This is a genomic window from Streptomyces sp. NPDC054956, from assembly GCF_053609185.1.
This window is the reverse complement of record NZ_JBSGXB010000142.1, coordinates 1-17,963: the sequence shown is the minus strand read 5'-3', so window position 1 is coordinate 17,963 and position 17,963 is coordinate 1. Positions and strand designations below refer to the sequence as shown.

Below are 17,963 nucleotides of genomic sequence, written 5' to 3'. Positions count from 1 at the left end.
GCCGCTGGCCCGGACTCTGCACCACGGGCGGTCGCATCCAGCCACATCGTGGCCGCGTTCCGCTCGGCGGCGGCCGGCTGGGTGACCTGGCCGCTCGGCCGGGGCGTACGGCGGGCGAGCCCCGGGGGCGGCCCGGTGCCCGTTCACCTGCGGTCCACCCCGGGGCCGGCGATCCGCCGGGTCGGGCGGTGGGGATTGTCAGCCGGCCGTGATTTGCTGGAGGCATGATCGATGAATTCCTCGCCCGTGACCTGTCCGCAGTCGACGAGGCCGTCCGCAAGGCGGCGGCGATCGAGATCATGCCGAGATTCCGCCAGCTCGCCGACCACGAGGTGGACCAGAAGAGCGGTCCGCACGACCTGGTGACCGACGCCGACCGCAAGGCCGAGGAGTACCTCACGGCCGAGCTGACCAGGCTGCTGCCCGGGTCGGCCGTCGTCGGCGAGGAAGCGGTGCACGCCGACCCCGCCGTGTACGGGGCGCTGCGCGCGGACGCCCCGGTGTGGATCGTGGACCCGGTCGACGGGACCCGGCAGTTCGTGAACGGGGACCCGGCGTTCTGCACGCTGGTCGCGCTCGCGCACCGCGGGGAAATACTCGCCTCCTGGACCTTCGCCCCGGCACTGGAGGAGATGTCCACGGCCGTGCGCGGACAGGGCGCCCACGTCAACGGGGTGCGGATCCACAGCGGTTCGCCGGAGCCGGGCGCCGACCTGCGGGTCGCCACGGCCCACCCGCTGTACACGTCCGAGGAGGACCGCCGCAATCTGGCGCGCCTGGACGTACCCGGGGTCGCCGCCCGCCCGTGCGGTTCGGCGGGGCTGGAGTATCTGCGGGTGGCCCGGGGCGAGATGGACGGCCTGGCCTTCACCTGGCCGTCGGCCTGGGACCACGCGGCCGGGCTGCTGCTGGTCGCGGAGGCCGGCGGCGCGCAGAGCACCGTGGACCGGGTCCCCTTCCGGGTGGACCGCGACAACGCCCTGCCGTTCGCGGTCGGCCGGGACGAGGCCACGGCCGTACGCATCCGGGAGCTGCTGCGGGGCTGAGCGCTCTCGTTCGTCCGGGAGGCGGGGAGCGGGTCACCTCCACGGGACCGCTCAGTGAGCCCAAGGCGAACGGAGTTGGCGCGCATCTCGGATCCCAACGATGGACAGGGGCAATACCCTGGGGGCGGTGCCGCCACCGGACGAAGGAGTCGCAAGTGCCGTCGATTCTCGATGCGGTCGTTGTGGGTGCGGGGCCCAACGGGCTGACGGCCGCCGTCGAGCTGGCCCGGCGCGGCTTCTCGGTGTCCGTCTTCGAGGCCGCCGACACCGTCGGCGGCGGGGCGCGCACCGAGGAACTGACGCTCCCCGGCTTCCGGCACGACCCCTGCTCCGCGGTGCACCCGCTCGGCGCCGGCTCCCCGGTCTTCGGCACGATGCCGCTGGCGCGGTACGGGCTGGAGTGGCTGCACGCCCCGCTGCCCATGGCGCACCCCTTCGACGACGGCTCGGCCGCCGTGCTCTCCCGTTCCGTCGCGGAGACGGCCGCGTCCTTCGGACCGCGTGACGCGGGCACCTACCGGCGGCTGGTCGGTCCCTTCCTCGGCAAGTGGGACACCCTGGCCCGGGACTTCATGTCGCTGCCCGGCACCGCGCTGCCGCGCGATCCGCTCACGCTCGCCCGCTTCGGGCTCGCGGGCCTGCCCCCGTCCACCTGGCTGCTGCGCCGCTTCGAGGACGAGCGGGCCCGCGCGCTGTTCGCCGGACTCGTCGCGCACGTCATCTCCCCGCTCGGAGGGATCGGGACCGGCGCCGTCGGCCTGGTCTTCGCCCTCGCCGCGCACGCGAACGGCTGGCCGATGCCGCGCGGCGGCTCGCAGTCCCTCTCCGACGCCCTCGCCGGGTACCTGCGCGACCTCGGCGGCACCGTGCACACCGGCTTCGAGGTCAAGCGGCTGGACGACCTCCCGCCGGCCCGCGCGTACGTCTTCGACACCTCGCCGACCGCGCTGGCCCGCATCGCCCGCCTGGGCCGCGTGTACGACGGCTACCGGTACGGCGCCTCCGTGTTCAAGATCGACTACGCCCTGGACGGGCCCGTCCCCTGGACCGCCGAGGAGCCGCGCCGGGCCGGCACGGTCCAGATCGGCCCGCGCACCCGCGACATCGACGCCGCGCTGCAGCTGGCCTCCGGCGGGCGGGCCCCGCGCAACCCCTTCCTCATCACGGCCCAGCCCAGCCTGGTCGACCCCGGCCGGGCACCCGAGGGCAAGCACGTCTTCTGGGCGTACGGACACGTACCGGCGGGCTGGGACGGCAATCTCACCGAGGCCATCGAAAACCAGCTGGAGCGCTTCGCCCCGGGCTTCCGCGACCTGGTCCTGGCCCGTGCCACGGCCGGCCCGCCGCAGCTCGCCGCCCGCAACCCCAACTACGTCGGCGGGGACATCGCGTGCGGTGCGGCCTCCGGGCTCCAGCTCCTGCTGCGCCCCAAGCTCACCCTGTCCCCGTACTCGACGGCCCACCCGGCCGTCTTCCTCTGCTCCTCGGCCACCCCGCCCGGCCCCGGCGTGCACGGCATGTCCGGCCACAACGCGGCCAAGGCCGTCTGGCGCCACCTGCGAAAGAAGGGTTCCTGATGCCGCGCGTCACGCTCGTCCGGGGCGACATCACCGCCGAGAAGGCCGACGCCGTCGTCAACGCGGCGAACTCCTCGCTGCTCGGCGGCGGCGGGGTCGACGGCGCGATCCACCGGCGCGGCGGCCCGGAGATCCTGGCCGCCTGCGAGGACCTGCGCCGCTCGCACTACGGCAAGGGCCTCGCCACGGGCAAGGCGGTCGCCACCACGGCCGGCCGGCTCCCGGCCGACCACGTGATCCACACGGTCGGCCCGGTCTGGTCGAAGGACGAGGACCGCTCGGAGCTGCTGGCCTCCTGCTACCGGGAGTCGCTGCGGGTCGCGGACGAGCTGGGAGCCCGTACCGTCGCCTTCCCGGCGATCTCCACCGGCATCTACGGCTGGCCCATGGACGACGGGGCACGGATCGCCGTGGAAACCGTACGGTCGGCCCGCACCGAGGTGGAGGAGGTCCGCTTCGTGCTCTTCGACGAACGCGCCTACGAGGCCTTCGCGGCGGCGGTGGAAGCCTGAGCGGCTCCGCGGCGGGCGCGATGGCCGGCCCGGGCGGTCGGTCCGCGTACGGGGGCGGTTGTAGGAATATGTAGATCGGTCTAGTCTGGTCCGCATGGGACAGAAGGGCGCCGAGACGCGGGACCGGCTGTTGGACGCGACGCAGGAGCTGGTCGAGACCGGTGGGTACTTCAGTGCCGGGCTGAACCAGGTGATCGCGGCCAGTGGTGCGCCCCGGGGCTCGCTCTACTTCCACTTCCCCGGCGGCAAGGACCAGATGGTCGGCGAGTCCGTCCGGCGGGCCGGGCAGGCCATCGGCGAGGCCCTGGAGGGGTTGTCCGAATCCAGCCCGTCGGTCGCGGAGTTCGTCGACGCCGTGCTGCGGCATCTCGGCGACCGGCTGGAGGAGTCGGGCTGGCGCAAGGGGTGTCCGGTGGCCACCGTGGCGCTGGAGATGGCCGCCACCAGCGACCCGCTGCAGGAGGCGTGCTCGGAGGTCTACGCCTCGTGGCAGGAGGCGCTGCGCGCACGGCTGGCCGGGCGTCCGGACGCCGAGGACCTCGCGGTCACGGTCCTGGCCCTGGTGGAAGGGGCGCTCCTGCTGGCCCGGGCGCACCGCAGCAGGGGGCCGCTGGACAGCGTCTCCCGTCGGATCGGCGTCCTGCTGAGCTGAAGCGACCCGCACGACATGGCCCGCCGTGACAGGCGGGCTTCTTTTTGAGTCAGAAATATGTAGACCGATCTATTTTTGTATCGACTGAGGAGTACTCATGGACGCGATCGTCTTCGGCGCCACCGGCTTCATCGGCCGCTCCCTCGTCGCGGAACTGCTCGCCCGGGGCCAACGGGTGGCGGCAGCCGTGCGCAACGACACCCTCACCCCCTGGCTGAGGTCGCAGGGCGTGGACACCGGTCGGCTGGAGATCGTGGCCGCCGACATCACCCGGCCGCTCTCGGGGCTGCCCGAGGTGCGTGACGTCTACAACGCCGCCGGGCGCTTCGCCTTCGGCCTCGGGGTGCGGGAGGCCCGGCAGACCAACGTCGCCGGGGCGCTCCACGTCCTCGAATGGGCGGCCGCGCTGCCCGGACTGCGCCGGCTGGTGCACATCAGCGGGTACCGGGTGAGCGGGGACGCGGGCAGGCCCGACAGTGCCGCCGGCCCCGACTACGCCGGGCTGGGGGCGTACGAGGCTTCGAAGCACGAGGGCGACCTCGCGGTGCGCGCCCGGGCCCGTGAGCTGGAGGTCCCGCTCACCGTCGTCAATCCCAGCACCGTGATCGGGCCGGGCCAGTACATCGGCCTGGCCGCCCTCGTCGAGGACCTGTGGAACGGCAGGCTTCCCGCACTGCCCGGCGGCCCCGACACCTTCCTGCCCATCACCACGATCGACTACTTCGTACGGTTCCTGGCGGAGGTCCCCGCGGCGCCCGCGGGCGAGCACTACTGGGTGCTCGACGACGACACCCCCCTCCTGCCCGGGCTGGTCGGCACGATCGCCGGCCACACGGGCGTGCGGGCACCGCGCCGGAGCGTTCCCGTCGGACTGCTGCGGCGCCTGCCGCGCAAGCTGACCGGCGTCGATCCCGAGACGCTGGCGTTCCTGTCCTCCGACCGCTACCCGACGGCCTCCGCCCGCGCCTTCGCCGCGAGCGCCGGCCTGGAGATGCCGCCGGCCGCCGACGCCCTGCGCGGGTGGGCCGACGACCTGGTGGCCGCCCGCTTCGGCGCCGCAGCGCCCTGGCTGAGGCCGTACGGCTTCTCCGAGGTGGCGGGCAGCCGTACCTGGGTCACCGGGGAGCGGCAGGAGCCGGCCCACGTCCTGCTGCACGGACTGCCGATGAACGCCGACCTCTGGGAGCCCCTCGCCGACCGTCTCCCCGGCCCGGTCCTGGCGCCCGACCTGCCGGGCCTGGGGCGCTCCGCCGCCACGGACCGGCCGGTGGAGGCGTGGCTGGCCGACCTGCTGGGCCCCGTTCGGACCCGGCCCGTGCTCGTCGCGCACTCCCTGGCCTGCGGACCCGCGCTGCGCTTCGCCGCCGACCATCCGGAGCGCGTCAGCGGACTCGTCCTGGTCTCCCCGGCGTTCCTCCAGGCACCCGCCCCGCGGCTCGCCCGGTCCGTCCTGGGAGCGACGATGCTGCGGCGGGCGTCCGCCGCCCGGCTGGCCCGGATGCTCGGCGTCCCCGAGGGGGCGGCGGTGGAGAGCGCCGCGGCCGACCTGCGCCGCCCCGGCACGGCGCGTCGCGTCGTCGCGGCGCTGCGCGGCGACGCCGACGGGCGGCGGCGGTCGCGGGAGCTGCTGGACCGGGTGACCGTGCCGGTCCGGATCGTCGTGGGCTCGGCCGATCCGCTGACCGAGACCGTCGCCCACCCGGTGGCCGAGATCGCCGGAGCCGGGCACTACCCCCAGCTGACCCATCCCGCCGAGCTCGCCGGCCACCTGGCCGCCGCCTTCGCTCCGATCGGCGGATGACCGGGCCCCGCGCGCCGTTCGGCTCCCGCCACGGCGATCGTCGCGCGGATCCCGTCAGGGCGATCGTCGCGCGGCTCCCGTCACGGCGATCGCCGCCTCGACGCGCCCGGGGCGGGCCGCGGGTACGTCCGGGTCTGCTTGACGCTGCCGTAGGCGAAGCTGGACTCGATCGAGGCGATACCGGGAATGGCGTGGATCCGGTGGCGCACCAGGGCCTCGTACGCCTCGAGGTCCTCGATGACGATCCGCAGCAGGTAGTCGCTGCTGCCCGCCATCAGGTAGCAGTCCTGGATGTGCTCGATGACCGCGACGTGCTCCTCGAACACCGCCACCGCCTCCGCCGTGTGGCGTTCGAGGCGGATCCGGACGAACACGGTGACCGGGAGCCCGAAGGCGACCTGGTCGACCATGGCGGTGTAGCCGCGGATGAGGCCCGCCTCCTCCAGGCGCCGGACCCGGCGCAGGCAGGGGGAGGGGGACAGCCGTACGCGGTCGGCGAGGTCCTGGTTGGACAGGCGCCCGTCGGCCTGCAATTCCCTGACGATCTGCAGATCGACTGCGTCCATGGCCACTCCTTGGCAGATTCTGCCCCAAACGTATGCCCGAGAGGCAGAACTGGCAATCGGCTGCCCCGCCCGAAGCCCTAGCGTTGCCCGGGAACGGGCCGGACCGGTCCGCTCTCAGAGGCTGGAGCAATTTCCTTGGTCGCGACGAACACCACCCCGGCGACCGCGCCTCCCGACGCGGCGGGCCCGAAGACCGGACACCCCGGCCGCTTCGGGCTCTCCCCGCAGGCCGAGGGCATGCTGGCACTCCTGGTGACCGTGGCGATCTGGGCGGCCTTCGCGCTCAGCGCCCGCGCCCTGAGCGCCTCCTCCCTGCTGCCCGCCGACGCGGCCCTGCTGCGGTTCGGCGTCCCCCTCCTCGTCCTGCTCCCGGCCCTGTGGCGCAGGCGCCGCCGGATCGCCGCGGTGCGGCCGGGTGCGGCGGCCAAGATCGTCTGCGGTGCGGGCGTGCCCTTCTTCCTGGCGGCCATGCACGGCGGCGCCCTGACGTCCGCGGCCTTCGTCGGCTCGATCGTCCCCGGGATGGTCCCGCTCTTCGTCTCCGCGATCATGATCCGTCGCGGCCACGGCGTCCCCCGCGGGACGCAGGCGGCCGGGCTCGTGCTGATCGCGGCCGGTGTGGCCGCCCTCGTCTGGCGCCACGTCGTCCCCGTGAACACCGACGTCCTCGCCGGCTCCGGGATCCTCCTGGTCGCCAGCGGACTGTGGGCCCTGTACACGGTGGGCCTGCGCGAGGTGGACCTCGATCCCGTCGGATCGATCGGCCTGCTGTGCCTGCCCTCCTTCGCGGTGATCGGGGTCCTGGTCCTGGCCGGGGTGCTCCCGACCGGCATCGCGCACGCGGCGGGAAGCGACATCGCGCTCTTCCTGGTGGTGCAGGGACTCGGGGTCGGGCTGTGCGCGGGCCTGCTGTACGCCTTCGCCATCCGCAGGCTGGGCGCCGAGCGCAGCTCCACCGTCGGCAGCCTCAGCCCCGTCGCCGTCGTCCTGCTCGCCATCCCGCTGCTCGGTGAGTCGCCGACCCTCGCCGTGCTCGTCGGCGTCCCCCTGATCACCGCCGGCGTCGTCCTCGCCAACCGCCGCCCACGACCCGAGGTTCCCGCACATGCTTGAGCTCCTCCCGCCGCCGCCCACCGACCCGCTGTGGGACCTGACGTACGAGTTCGGCGCCGACGAGCGGCCCGAACGGCTGAACCTCGTCCTCGGCGTCTACCGGGACGAGACGGGCACCACGCCCGTCATGGCCGCCGTCCGCGAGGCCGAACTCCGCCTGGCGCGGCGCTCGGAGTCCAAGGAGTACCGCGGGCTGTCCGGCAACGCCGCCTTCAACCGCTCCCTGCTGGACCTGGTCCTGGGTTCCGTCCCGGGCGGACCGGCCGAGCGGGCCGCGGCCGTGCAGACCGTCGCGGGCTCCGGCGCGCTGCGGCTGCTGGCCGACCTGATCTGCCGGACCCGCCCGGGCACCACGGTGTGGATCAGCGATCCGGCCTACGTCAACCACCGGCCCATCCTGGAGGCCGCCGGGCTGAAGGTCCGCACGTTCGGCTGGCGCGACGCCGAAGGCGGCTTCGGCACGGCCGGCGTGCTGCGCGAACTGCGGGACGCGCGGCGGGACGACGTCGTCCTGCTCCAGGGCTGCTGCCACAACCCCACGGGCGTGGACCCCCTCCTCGACGACTGGGAGGCGCTGGCCGAGTCGGCGCTCCGCAGTGGCTGGGTCCCGTTCGTCGACCTCGCCTACCACGGGCTCGGCGACGGCCTGGAGGCCGACCTGCTGGCCACGCGGATGCTGGCGGAGCGCGTCCCGGAAATGCTGATCGCCGTCAGCTGCTCGAAGAACTTCGGCCTCTACAGCGACCGCGTCGGCTGCGCCATCGTCCTCGGCGCCTCGGACGGGGCCGTGCGGCACGCCGAGACGGCCCTGCAGAACGCGGCCCGGACGCTGTACTCGATGCCGCCCGAGCACGGCGCCGCCGTCGTGACCACGATCCTGGAGGACGAGGTGCTCCGGGCCGCCTGGCGGGCGGAACTGGACGTCATGCGGGGCCGGATCATGTCCAACCGGGCCGACCTGACCGCACAGTTGACGGCACTGGGCTGCGCGGAGCAGGCGCGGACGCTGGCACGGCAGAAGGGCATGTTCTCGATGCTGCCGCTCACGTCCCACCAAATGCTCCGGCTGCGCAGGCAGTTCGCCATCTACGGCACCACCTCGGGCCGGATCAACATCGCGGGAATCCCGGCGCACCGGATCCCCCGCCTCGCCCAGGGCATCGCCGCGGTGCTGGAGCCGGCCGAAGCCCGGGTGATCCTGCCGGCCTGATCGGCAAGACGCCCGGCCCAGGGCCCGGTACGAAGGAGGGCAGGCGCCGGACCGGTTGCCGACGGCCTGCCACCGCAGCCTCAGCCGAGGGTCTCGGGCGCCTTGGCCATCGGGCCTCCCGCGTCACCGGTGTTCGTCGTTCCCGCCGGTTCCAGCAGCAGGATCGCGGTCTCCTCGTCCGCCACGGTGCGGTGTTCGACCCCGCGGGGAACCACGAAGAACGCGCCGGGCTCCACCACCACATCGGCATCCCTGAGCTGGATGGTGAGCCGGCCGCTGATGACCATGATCAGTTCGTCGGTGTCCTCGTGGGTGTGCCAGACGAACTCCCCCTTCAGTTTGGCCAGTTTGACCTCGTAGTCGTTGAGCACCGCCACCTTCTTCTGCGACCACAGCTCGCTGAACTGCGAGAGCTTGTCGGCGAGGTTGACGGGAACTGCTGACGTGGACATGCGGCATCCTTCCTCGGGGCCGGGCGCGGGGAGCGGCCTGCCGGGCGCCGGGAGCGGCCCATCGGGCGCTCCGCCCGGTGGTACGAGCCTGCCGCCCTCCGGTTCGACGGGTCTTGTACGTTCCTGGCATGACCCCTGACCGCCCCCGCACGTCCATCAGCGCCTGGAGGCCGGCGGTCCCCGGGATCACCGAGGTCTTCCACGCGCACTTCACCGACCACGCGTACCCGTCCCACACCCACGACACGTGGGACCTGATGATCCTCGACGACGGCTCGGTGGACTTCGAGCTCGACCGGCGCCGCCACGGGGCGACCGGCGGCGCCGGCGTCCTCCTGCTGCCTCCCGGCGTCCCCCACGACGGCCGGACCGTCACCGAGTCCGGGTTCCGCAAGCGCAACCTCTACCTCGACGACTCCGTACTGCCGCACCGTCTGGCCGGCCGCGCGGTGGACACCCCGGTCATCGGTGACCGGCTGTTGCGCAGCCGGATCGACCTGCTGCACGCCGCTCTCGTCCATGCCGGAGACGCGTTCGAAGCCGAGTCCCGCCTCTCGTTCATCCGGGAGCGGCTCCACTTCCACCTGGCGGCGCTCCAGCCCCGCACGCCGGGGCGCGAGGCGAACCGGCTCGCGACCGAACTGCGAGAACTACTGGACGCGCGGACCCGCGCGGGCCTCTCCCTGCACGAGGCCGCGGCCACCCTCCACGCCCACTCCACCCACCTGATCCGCTGCTTCAAGCAGACCTACGGCCTTCCGCCGCACGCCTACCTCACCGGAAAGCGCATCGAACACGCGCGTCGGCTGCTCCTCGACGGCCACCGGCCCGCGGAGGTCGCCACGACCGTCGGATTCCACGACCAGGCCCACCTGAACCGGCACTTCACGCGCCACGTCGGCACCACGCCCGCCCGCTACCAGCGCACTCGCACCAGCTGATTCCGCCCCGGCGCAAGACAGTCCCCGGCAGTTCGCCGAATCCATGAGCCATCCGCCGTCGCCGATGGCTCCCGCTGGTCGACATCTTCTGCCGGGGGCCTGGCCAGATCCTGGACAAGGGTCACGCGGGCTTCCGGACGTCTCCGGAAGGAGGTGCGGCGCTATCCGGTATTCCGGTGTATTGACGAGTTTCCTCCCTATTCGTCCGCAGTCAAGCCCTGATGCGGCCCCGATTTTCGCCGTCCGCTCAGCGGGTTTCGCCGTTCCGCCCCACGCAACGAAATCCGAAGCAGTGGATTGCCCGGGCAGATGAGCTGCACATGGAGGGGGAGGTTCACCGAAAGAAACCGAAGAGTAACCCTTGTGCCCTCGTTCTGCCGTGTGCATGATCAGGCACCTGTACGTGGTGGTGTGAAGGGGAGTCAGTGGGCAAGAGGGCCAATAGCGACGGGGGCGGCCTGCGCGCCGGTTCCCTCGGGACGTTCGACTCCGTGGTCATGGCGGTCGCCGGCTGCGGGCCGGCGTACTCCGTCGCCGCGACCATCCCCGTACTCGTGGCCACGGTCGGCGTCGCCAGCCCCGCGGTGCTCCTCTACTGCGCGATCCCGATGGTCGGCATCGCGCTGGCCTTCCGTCACCTGGGACGTCTCGACGTCAGCGCCGGGGCGAGCTACTCCTGGGTGGCGCGCGCCCTCCACCCCTTCCTCGGCTTCCTCAGCGGCTGGGCCCTCGTGGTCGCGGCGACGGCCTTCCTCGTCTCAGCCACCCTCCCGGCGGGCAGCGCCACGCTCGCCCTCATCAGCCCCGACCTGGCCGCCAACACCGGCCTGGCCACGGCGGTCGGCGCCGGCTGGTTCCTGCTCATGGCCGGCGTCGTGGCGCAGGGCGCCCGGATCAGCCCGTACACCCGCCGGATCCTCACCGGGGTCCAACTCGCGCTGCTCCTGGCCTTCGCCGTCGCCGCCCTGGCCAAGAACGGGAACGCGGCGGACTTCTCGATCTCCTGGTTCGGCTTCGGCCACTTCGACGCCTCGCACAGCTTCGTCGCCGGCGCGCTGATCGCGGGCGTCGGCTACTGGGGCTGGGACGTCTCCAGCAACCTCAACGAGGAGACCCGCACCGGCAGCCGTTCCTTCGGCCTCGGCGGCCTGATCGGCGTTGTGCTCTCCTTCGCGGTCTTCGTCGTCTTCACCATCGCCACCAACATCCTCATCGGCGCGGACGAGGTGCGGAAGAACCCGGACGGCTTCCTCTCCGTGCTCGGCGACGCCGTCTGGCCGGGCATGGGCGGCCGGCTGCTCGTCCTGGCCGTCGTGCTGTCCACCATCGCCACCCTGGAGACGAGCCTCCTCCAGGCGACCCGCACGCTCTTCGCCATGGGCCGCGACCACACCGTCCCCGCCGTGTTCGGCCGCATCCACCGCGACTGGCGGACGCCCTCCGTCGCCACGGCCACCGTGGCGGCCGTGGCGCTCCTGCTCGTCACCGTCTCCGCGACGGCCGGCTCCGGCGCGCAGTTCGTACGGGACGCCGTCAGCGGCATCGGCCTGCACATCGCCTTCTACTACGCCCTCGCCGGCCTGTCGGCCGTGGTCGCCCACCGCACGGTGCTGTTCAGGTCCGCGGGCACCTTCCTCCTCGTCGGACTGTGGCCGCTCGGCGGCGCCCTGTTCATGATCTGGATCTTCGTCATGTCGGTTCCGGAACTGACCGGCAGCGCCCTCGTCATCGGCCTCGGGGCGCTCGCGCTGGGCCTGGTCCCGATGACCATCTCCAGGCTCCGCGGCGACTCGTACTTCCGTCCCATCCCGCTGGATCCCGAACAGGCCGACACCTTGGGCGGGTTGCACGGGGGAGCGACCGCCGCCGGGAGCCTCGCGGCGGCCGAGCGGCGCGACGGGATCCTCACCGACTTCTGAAGTCACGAGCCCCGAGGTCCGGTGCCCGCGGGCACCGTCGAAGAGAACCGAATCGAGGAGTGAGCATGGCGGCCTGGCTGCGCCGGCGTTCGGGAGCGCCCGTCTACGATCAGGCGTTCGGCGACCGGGGTCTCGCGGAATGCCGCCAGGACATGGTGATGGGCCGCTGGGAAGGGGCCCGCGACCTCCTCGCGGAACACCCCGGGAACGACTGGGACCGGCGCGCGCACCGCATCCGGCTCCTCGCGGACGCGGCGGCGAGCAGCCGGACCGTGGACGTCTGGCACGCCGCCGATCCGACCCACCCGGACGCCGCCGTCCTGCGCGCGGAGACCGAGGTGATGCGGATGTTCGCGGCCGCGCGCAGCGGGGCGATGCCCCCGAGGGACGGCCTGGACCAGGTGGCCCGGACCTGCCTGCGGGCCTGCGACCTGGCACCCGATGACCCGCACCCCTACGTCTCCCTCGTCACCCTCGCCCGGCTCTACGAAGGCGGCGACCCGAACATCGGCCACTGGTGGCGGGAGCTGTGGGACCGCGACCCCCACCACCGCGAGGGCCACCACCAGATGCTGCGGTACTTCTCCGCCCGCTGGCACGGTTCGCACGGCGAGTCCTACAACTTCGCCTGGGACGGGGCCGTCTACGCTCCCGCCGGCTCACCCCTCGCGGTGCTGCCGCAGGTGGCGCGCGTGGAGCAGTACCGCCACGAGAGCGAGGGCCAGGGGCGGACGGCGATCGGGCTGGCCACCCACTGGAGCGGCGAGCGGGCGCGCTGGGACCTGCGCACCGCGCTGGAGAAGTGGATCGCGCAGCGTACGGAGCCCCGCGCCCAGGACGTCGCCGACCTCAACTACCTCGCCCACGGCCTGGTCCACGGGGGCATGGAGGCACAGTCCGCGGAGGTCTTCGCCCTCCTGGACAACCGGGCCACGCGGATGCCGTGGTCCTGCAGCGGAGACCCGGAGGCCCTCTTCGTCCGCTGGCGGGACCGGGCACTCGGCGGGGCGCGCTGACCCCCTGCGCGTTCGTCCGTCCGCACGCACGTCCGCACCTGCGCGTACGTCCGCACCTGCGCGTACGTCCGCACGTACGCGTACGTGCGGACGTACGCGTACGGCTTCGCGGGCGCGGCGCCGGTGGTCACTGCTTCGGCGGGGCCAGGCGGGCCACCACCTCGGCCAGGTCCTCGCAGACCTCCTCGATCTTCAGGCGGACGTTGTCCTGCTCGGTGACCAGGGCCGCCAGCAGCAGCGCGGTCAGGGCGGCCGCCCCGTTGAGCGCCTGGAGGTTGACCATGATCTCCAGGAGGGTGTGGCCGGCGAACGGCCCGGCCTGCTCGGTCGCCGCCGTGATCGCGATGACGGACACGAGCAGGGCGCAGGGTGCGCTGCCGGCGAGACGGAAGCGCACCGCGGCCCAGATGAGCAGGGGGAAGACGAGGAAGAGCAGGGACAGGGAGCTGTGGGTGGCCGCGAAGGTGACGGCGGCGACCGTGACCGCCAGGGCCGCCGCCTCGGCCACCCGGTACGGGTCCCGGGGCAGCCGGGCCCGGCGCAGCACCAGGAGCAGCGGGGTCACCAGGAGCACCCCCATCGTGTCGCCGGCCCACCAGGCCGACCACACCGGCCAGAAGCTCGACAGCGGCAGGTCGCCGGTGAGCACCAGCGTCCAGGTCCCGGTGGTGGCGCTGATCAGCATCGGCAGCAGGCCGCCCAGGAAGACCAGCGCCATCCCGTCCCGCAGCCGGTCCAGTTCGGGGCGGAAGTCCGCCCGCCGCAGCAGCGCGTAGGCGCACAGCGGAGCGAGGACGTTGCCCGCGATGATGCCGAGGTCGACCAGGTCGAACGAGCTGATCCGCTCGATGGCGAGGTAGGTCCCGAGCCCGATGCCCGGCCAGATGCGCGGCCCGAACCACAGCAGGCAGGCCAGGGCGATGCCCGTGGGCAGCCACAGGGGTGTGACGACCGCCCCCTCGACGCTCACGTGCAGCAGCAGGCCGAGCCGGCCGGTCGCGTAGTAGGCGACGGCGACCCCGAGGATCCGGAGGAGGGCTTCGGCCGGACGTCGCCATTCCACGGTGCGCACCACTGCATCAGACAACGCCCCGGGCGTCCCGGCGGGGCGTGACACGCGTGGACGGGCGGCCGGTCGCCGGGGAGGACCAGGGGGTGTCTTGCCGATCAGGCCGGGCTCGCGACGCCGGCCACGCACGCTCGCCGCGTTGTCGAGGCACCCGAGGACGTCCAGTCATCGGGAGCCTCTCCGCCTTGCGATGCACGGCACCGGACGACGCGGGCTCAACCGGCAAGATCCGAAAGAGACGACCTAGCGGGGCCGGACGGCGTCGTGACCGAGGACGAGCACCGCGGCGTCGTCGGCGTGGCCGGTGAAATCGGCCACCTTCATCACCGCGGCGGCCAGCTCGCCGGGATCGGCCCCGGCCGCGTCCCCGGCGATCCGGGCCACGTGCTCCAGCCCCACGTCGATCGGGAACGAGGGCCCCTCGACCACCCCGTCGGTGACCAGGACGATGGAGCCCGCCTCCGTCAGCCCGTGCCGGGTCACCGGGTAGCGGGCCCCGGCGACCGTGCCGAGCGGGGGACCGCCGGCGTCCTCGGCGATGCCGCAGCGGCCGTCGACGGTGGCCCAGAGGCTGGGGACGTGACCGGCCCGTGCCGTCTGCACCTCCCACGTACGCGGATCGAAGCGCAGCAGGCTGCAGGTCGCGAACAGCTCGCAGTCCATCGAGAGCAGCACGTCGTTGGCCCGGCTCAACACCTCGCCGGGATCGACGAGGACGGCGGACACGGCGCGCAGGCAGACCCTGACCTGCCCCATGAAGGCGGTGGCCGCCACATCGTGCCCCTGTACGTCCCCGATGGAGAAGGCGAGGGCCCCGCCGGGCACCTGGAAGCCGTCGTACCAGTCTCCGCCGATGTCCAGGCCGAGCCGGGCGGGCGCGTAGCGGGCCGCGGTCCTCAGCCCCGGCAGTTCGGGCAGGGAGGCGGGCAGCATCTCGCGTTGCAGGGCCTCGGCCAGCTCCACGCGGGCCTGCTGGAGCTCCGCGCCTTCCCGCGCCTGGGCGGTGAGCCGCCCCAGCATGCTCAGCAGATCGGCGCTGGCGGGCCGGGGAGGCCGGCGCGGGGTCACGGGCCGCTCCGGGATACGTCCATGTGCCTCTGCTTCCGCTGCGCGAAAGACCCGAGCCCATCCTATTTCGGGTCGGCGAACGGCGCGCAGGCGGCGGGGGAGGCCCCGGAGCCCTCAGGCCGCCTTCAGGCCGCCCTGACGCCTCCCTCAGACCGCCCGGAACAGCCGCCCGTAGTCGGTGATGCCGGTCGTCGGAGAGCCGGCCGCGCGCAGGGCCGCCCAGAGGAGGACCTGGTTCGCGGTCAGGACCGGGCGGCCCAGGGTGGCCTCCAGGGCCGAGATCGCCCCGACGGCGCGCAATCCGTTGCCGCCGATGACGACCGCCTCCGCCGTGTCGGGGACCTGCGCCGCCACCCAGTCGTGCAGGGCCCGAGGCCCGATGAGGGTCTGCCCGCTGGGCAGGCCGCAGGGGGCGCAGTACGGGACCTCGAACCCGGAGTCCTCGTAGTAGCCCCGGCCCAGGTCGCTCAGGGTCTCGTCGAACCACGGCGGGTCCACGAGGGCGAGCCGGCCGACCTCCAGGGCCCGCAGCGCCTGGACGGCGGCGGCGCAGGTGGCGACCACGGGCAGCCCGTGCGCGCGCTCCTTCAGCCGGTCCAGCATGTACGCCTCCCCGCGCGGGCCGATGACGTAGGCGGAACTGGTGAAGGCGAAGGCGATCACCGCCACCGGGGCGGCGGCCAGCAGTTCGGCGGCCTCGTCCACGTGCGGGGGCTCGGCGAAGGCCCGTACGGGGGCGAGCGGGATGGTGGGGTCCATCGCCCCGCCGCTCCCCATCGCGCCGAAGGGCACGCGGGCGGTGTGCAGGCCGACGTCGGCCGGGGCCATGGCGCGCAGCTCCGACTCGGGGCCGACGTCGGCGTGCGGGGTGAGGACACCGAGCCGGACGCGTACGTCCCAACCGTCGGGCTGCCACATCGCGCGTTCCCCTCGGAGGCTGACTGGTGGATACGCCCTACTTTGGCACTGCCCGGGCCTTCCCGTCGCCGGGCCGCGCCGCCCCGTGGGCGCCCGGGCTCCGTCCACAGGCCGGGGTGAACCGGGCCGAACTGTCCGAAGAGGTCGCTAGGCTTCTCGGATGACCACTTCGGAAGCAGCCGCGGAAATCCCCGATGCCCTGCAGGTGCTCCACCGCGTCTTCGGGTACGACTCCTTCCGCGGCGAGCAGCAGCAGATCATCGAGCACGTCGTCGACGGCGGCGACGCCCTGGTGCTGATGCCCACCGGCGGTGGCAAATCGCTCTGCTACCAGATCCCGGCGCTGGTCAGAGCGGGCACCGGAGTGGTGATCTCCCCGCTGATCGCGCTGATGCAGGACCAGGTGGACGCGCTCAACGCGCTCGGCGTGCGGGCCGGGTTCCTCAACTCGACGCAGGGGATCGACGAGCGGCGCACGGTCGAGCAGCTCTTCCTCGCCGGCGAGCTGGACCTGCTCTACCTGGCTCCCGAGCGGCTGCGCACCGAGGGCACCCAGCGGATGCTCGACCGGGGCACGGTCTCCCTCTTCGCCATCGACGAGGCGCACTGCGTCGCCCAGTGGGGTCACGACTTCCGGCCCGACTACCTCGCCCTGTCGATGCTGCACGAGCGCTGGCCCAAGGTGCCGCGGATCGCGCTGACCGCCACGGCCACCGAGGCGACGCACGCCGAGATCGCCGCGCGCCTGGGTCTGGGGGAGGCCCGCCACTTCGTGGCGGGCTTCGACCGGCCGAACATCCAGTACCGGATCGTCGCGAAGAACAACCCGGTCAAGCAGCTGCTGGAGCTGATCCGCACCGAGCACCCCGGGGACGCCGGGGTCGTCTACTGCCTCTCGCGCGCATCGGTGGAGAAGACGGCGGCCGCCCTGGTCGAGCAGGGCATCGACGCCGTGCCGTACCACGCGGGCATGGACTCCCGGACGCGCGCCGCGAACCAGTCGAAGTTCCTGCGGGAGGACGGGGTCGTGGTGGTGGCCACGATCGCGTTCGGCATGGGCATCGACAAGCCCGACGTGCGCTTCGTGGCCCACCTGGACCTGCCGAAGTCGGTCGAGGGCTACTACCAGGAGACCGGCCGCGCCGGCCGCGACGGGGAGCCGGCCACGGCGTGGCTGGCCTACGGCCTCCAGGACGTGGTCCAGCAGCGCAAGATGATCGAGGGCTCCGAGGGCGACGACGCCCACCGCCGCGCGCTGGCCGGGCACCTCGAGGCGATGCTCGCGCTGTGCGAGACGGTCGGCTGCCGCCGGGTGCGGCTGCTGGCGTACTTCGGGCAGACGGGTGCCCCGGACTGCGGGAACTGCGACACCTGCCTGACGCCGGCCGAGTCCTGGGACGGCACGGTCGCCGCGCAGAAGCTGCTGTCCACGGTGTGGCGGCTGGCCAAGGAGCGGCGGCAGAAGTTCGGTGCCGGCCAGATCGTCGACATCCTCCAGGGCAAGAAGACGGCCAAGGTCATCCAGTTCGACCACGACGGGCTGTCGGTGTTCGGGATCGGGACGGACCTGAGCACCGCCGAATGGCGCGGCGTCGTACGGCAGCTGCTGGCACTCGGGCTGCTGGCGGTCGAGGGCGACTACGGGACGCTGGTGCTCACGGAGGCCAGCGGAGAGGTGCTCGGCGGCCGGCGGAGCGTCCACCTGCGCAAGGAGACGGCCCCGGCGGCCGCTTCCCGCAAGGAGTCCGGCGGCTCGCGCTCCGGGAAGGGCGGACGGGTGCCGGTGGACCTGCCGGCGGCCGCCGTGCCGGTCTTCGAGGCCCTGCGCGCCTGGCGCGGCGCGACGGCGAAGGAGCAGGGGGTCCCGGCGTACGTCGTCTTCCACGACGCGACGCTGCGGGAGATCGCGACGCAGGTGCCCGCCACCGTCGCCGAGCTGGGCACGATCAGCGGTGTCGGCGAGGCGAAGCTGGCCAAGTACGCGGAGGGCATCCTCGAAACCCTCGGTGCCGTGGGCGCCGCCCCCGCAGAGGCCCCGGCCGGCGCCGCACCGGCCGCTGCCGCCGCCGTGCCCGCACAGGCCGCGCCGGCGGGTGCCGTGCC

At 73.3% G+C, this 17,963-nt stretch carries 16 protein-coding genes; 11 read left to right on the top strand and 5 right to left on the bottom strand.

Annotated features, from left to right (window positions below; all coding sequences use genetic code 11):
• Positions 1–224 precede the first annotated feature (224 nt).
• The 5 genes from ACWGDE_RS21990 (at position 225) to ACWGDE_RS21970 (ending at position 5,588) form a co-directional block, all read left to right on the top strand.
• Positions 225–1,046, top strand: coding sequence for an inositol monophosphatase family protein (locus ACWGDE_RS21990; protein ID WP_453390695.1), 822 nt, complete (start codon positions 225–227; stop codon positions 1,044–1,046).
• A 155-nt stretch (positions 1,047–1,201) separates the two neighbouring features.
• Positions 1,202–2,623: a phytoene desaturase family protein gene (locus ACWGDE_RS21985; RefSeq protein WP_453390694.1), complete on the top strand. Its 1,422-nt coding sequence runs from the start codon at positions 1,202–1,204 to the stop codon at positions 2,621–2,623.
• Positions 2,623–3,135, top strand: a complete 513-nt coding sequence (locus ACWGDE_RS21980) for an O-acetyl-ADP-ribose deacetylase (protein ID WP_453390693.1) — start codon at positions 2,623–2,625, stop codon at positions 3,133–3,135. Before ACWGDE_RS21985 ends, ACWGDE_RS21980 begins: the two co-directional genes overlap by 1 nt.
• Before the next feature lie 94 nt (positions 3,136–3,229).
• A complete protein-coding gene (locus ACWGDE_RS21975) occupies positions 3,230–3,787 on the top strand; it encodes a TetR/AcrR family transcriptional regulator (protein WP_453390692.1) in 558 nt (185 codons plus the stop codon).
• Between the two features lie 97 nt (positions 3,788–3,884).
• Positions 3,885–5,588, top strand: a complete 1,704-nt coding sequence (locus tag ACWGDE_RS21970) for an alpha/beta fold hydrolase (RefSeq protein ID WP_453390691.1) — start codon at positions 3,885–3,887, stop codon at positions 5,586–5,588.
• A gap of 80 nt (positions 5,589–5,668) precedes the next feature.
• On the opposite strand, the gene ACWGDE_RS21965 is transcribed toward ACWGDE_RS21970, so the two are convergent.
• Complete coding sequence (locus ACWGDE_RS21965) at positions 5,669–6,154, bottom strand: Lrp/AsnC family transcriptional regulator (RefSeq protein ID WP_453390690.1); 486 nt, start codon at positions 6,152–6,154, stop codon at positions 5,669–5,671.
• A 135-nt stretch (positions 6,155–6,289) separates the two neighbouring features.
• Between ACWGDE_RS21965 and ACWGDE_RS21960 the strand changes: the two genes are divergently transcribed.
• Positions 6,290–7,267 carry a DMT family transporter gene (locus tag ACWGDE_RS21960; protein WP_453390689.1) on the top strand — a complete coding sequence of 326 codons (978 nt, stop codon included), beginning with the start codon at positions 6,290–6,292 and terminating at the stop codon, positions 7,265–7,267.
• Entirely contained in the window at positions 7,260–8,477 is a 1,218-nt protein-coding gene (locus ACWGDE_RS21955; RefSeq protein ID WP_453390688.1) for an amino acid aminotransferase, read from the top strand. Before ACWGDE_RS21960 ends, ACWGDE_RS21955 begins: the two co-directional genes overlap by 8 nt.
• An 80-nt stretch (positions 8,478–8,557) precedes the next feature.
• On the opposite strand, the gene ACWGDE_RS21950 is transcribed toward ACWGDE_RS21955, so the two are convergent.
• Entirely contained in the window at positions 8,558–8,929 is a 372-nt protein-coding gene (locus ACWGDE_RS21950; protein ID WP_453390687.1) for a cupin domain-containing protein, read from the bottom strand.
• Positions 8,930–9,057: 128 nt separating this feature from the next.
• Here ACWGDE_RS21950 and ACWGDE_RS21945 point away from each other — a divergent pair, with 128 nt between their 5' ends.
• From ACWGDE_RS21945 to ACWGDE_RS21935, 3 genes are all read left to right on the top strand, one after another.
• A complete protein-coding gene (locus ACWGDE_RS21945; RefSeq protein WP_453390686.1) occupies positions 9,058–9,870 on the top strand; it encodes a helix-turn-helix domain-containing protein in 813 nt (270 codons plus the stop codon).
• Between the two features lie 425 nt (positions 9,871–10,295).
• A complete protein-coding gene (locus tag ACWGDE_RS21940) occupies positions 10,296–11,789 on the top strand; it encodes an APC family permease (RefSeq protein WP_453390685.1) in 1,494 nt (497 codons plus the stop codon).
• Positions 11,790–11,854: 65 nt separating this feature from the next.
• Positions 11,855–12,805, top strand: coding sequence for a hypothetical protein (locus ACWGDE_RS21935; RefSeq protein WP_453390684.1), 951 nt, complete (start codon positions 11,855–11,857; stop codon positions 12,803–12,805).
• 127 nt (positions 12,806–12,932) lie between these two features.
• On the opposite strand, the gene ACWGDE_RS21930 is transcribed toward ACWGDE_RS21935, so the two are convergent.
• The 3 genes from ACWGDE_RS21930 to ACWGDE_RS21920 all read right to left on the bottom strand — a co-directional run bounded on the left by ACWGDE_RS21930 (position 12,933) and on the right by ACWGDE_RS21920 (position 15,860).
• Entirely contained in the window at positions 12,933–13,880 is a 948-nt protein-coding gene (locus tag ACWGDE_RS21930) for an MASE1 domain-containing protein (RefSeq protein ID WP_453390696.1), read from the bottom strand.
• A 237-nt stretch (positions 13,881–14,117) separates the two neighbouring features.
• A complete protein-coding gene (locus ACWGDE_RS21925; RefSeq protein WP_453390683.1) occupies positions 14,118–14,942 on the bottom strand; it encodes a PP2C family protein-serine/threonine phosphatase in 825 nt (274 codons plus the stop codon).
• Between the two features lie 147 nt (positions 14,943–15,089).
• Entirely contained in the window at positions 15,090–15,860 is a 771-nt protein-coding gene (locus ACWGDE_RS21920; RefSeq protein WP_453390682.1) for a maleate cis-trans isomerase family protein, read from the bottom strand.
• Positions 15,861–16,020: 160 nt separating this feature from the next.
• Here ACWGDE_RS21920 and recQ point away from each other — a divergent pair.
• A partial coding sequence (gene recQ, locus ACWGDE_RS21915) for a DNA helicase RecQ (RefSeq protein WP_453390681.1) occupies positions 16,021–17,963 on the top strand: 1,943 nt, incomplete at its 3' end.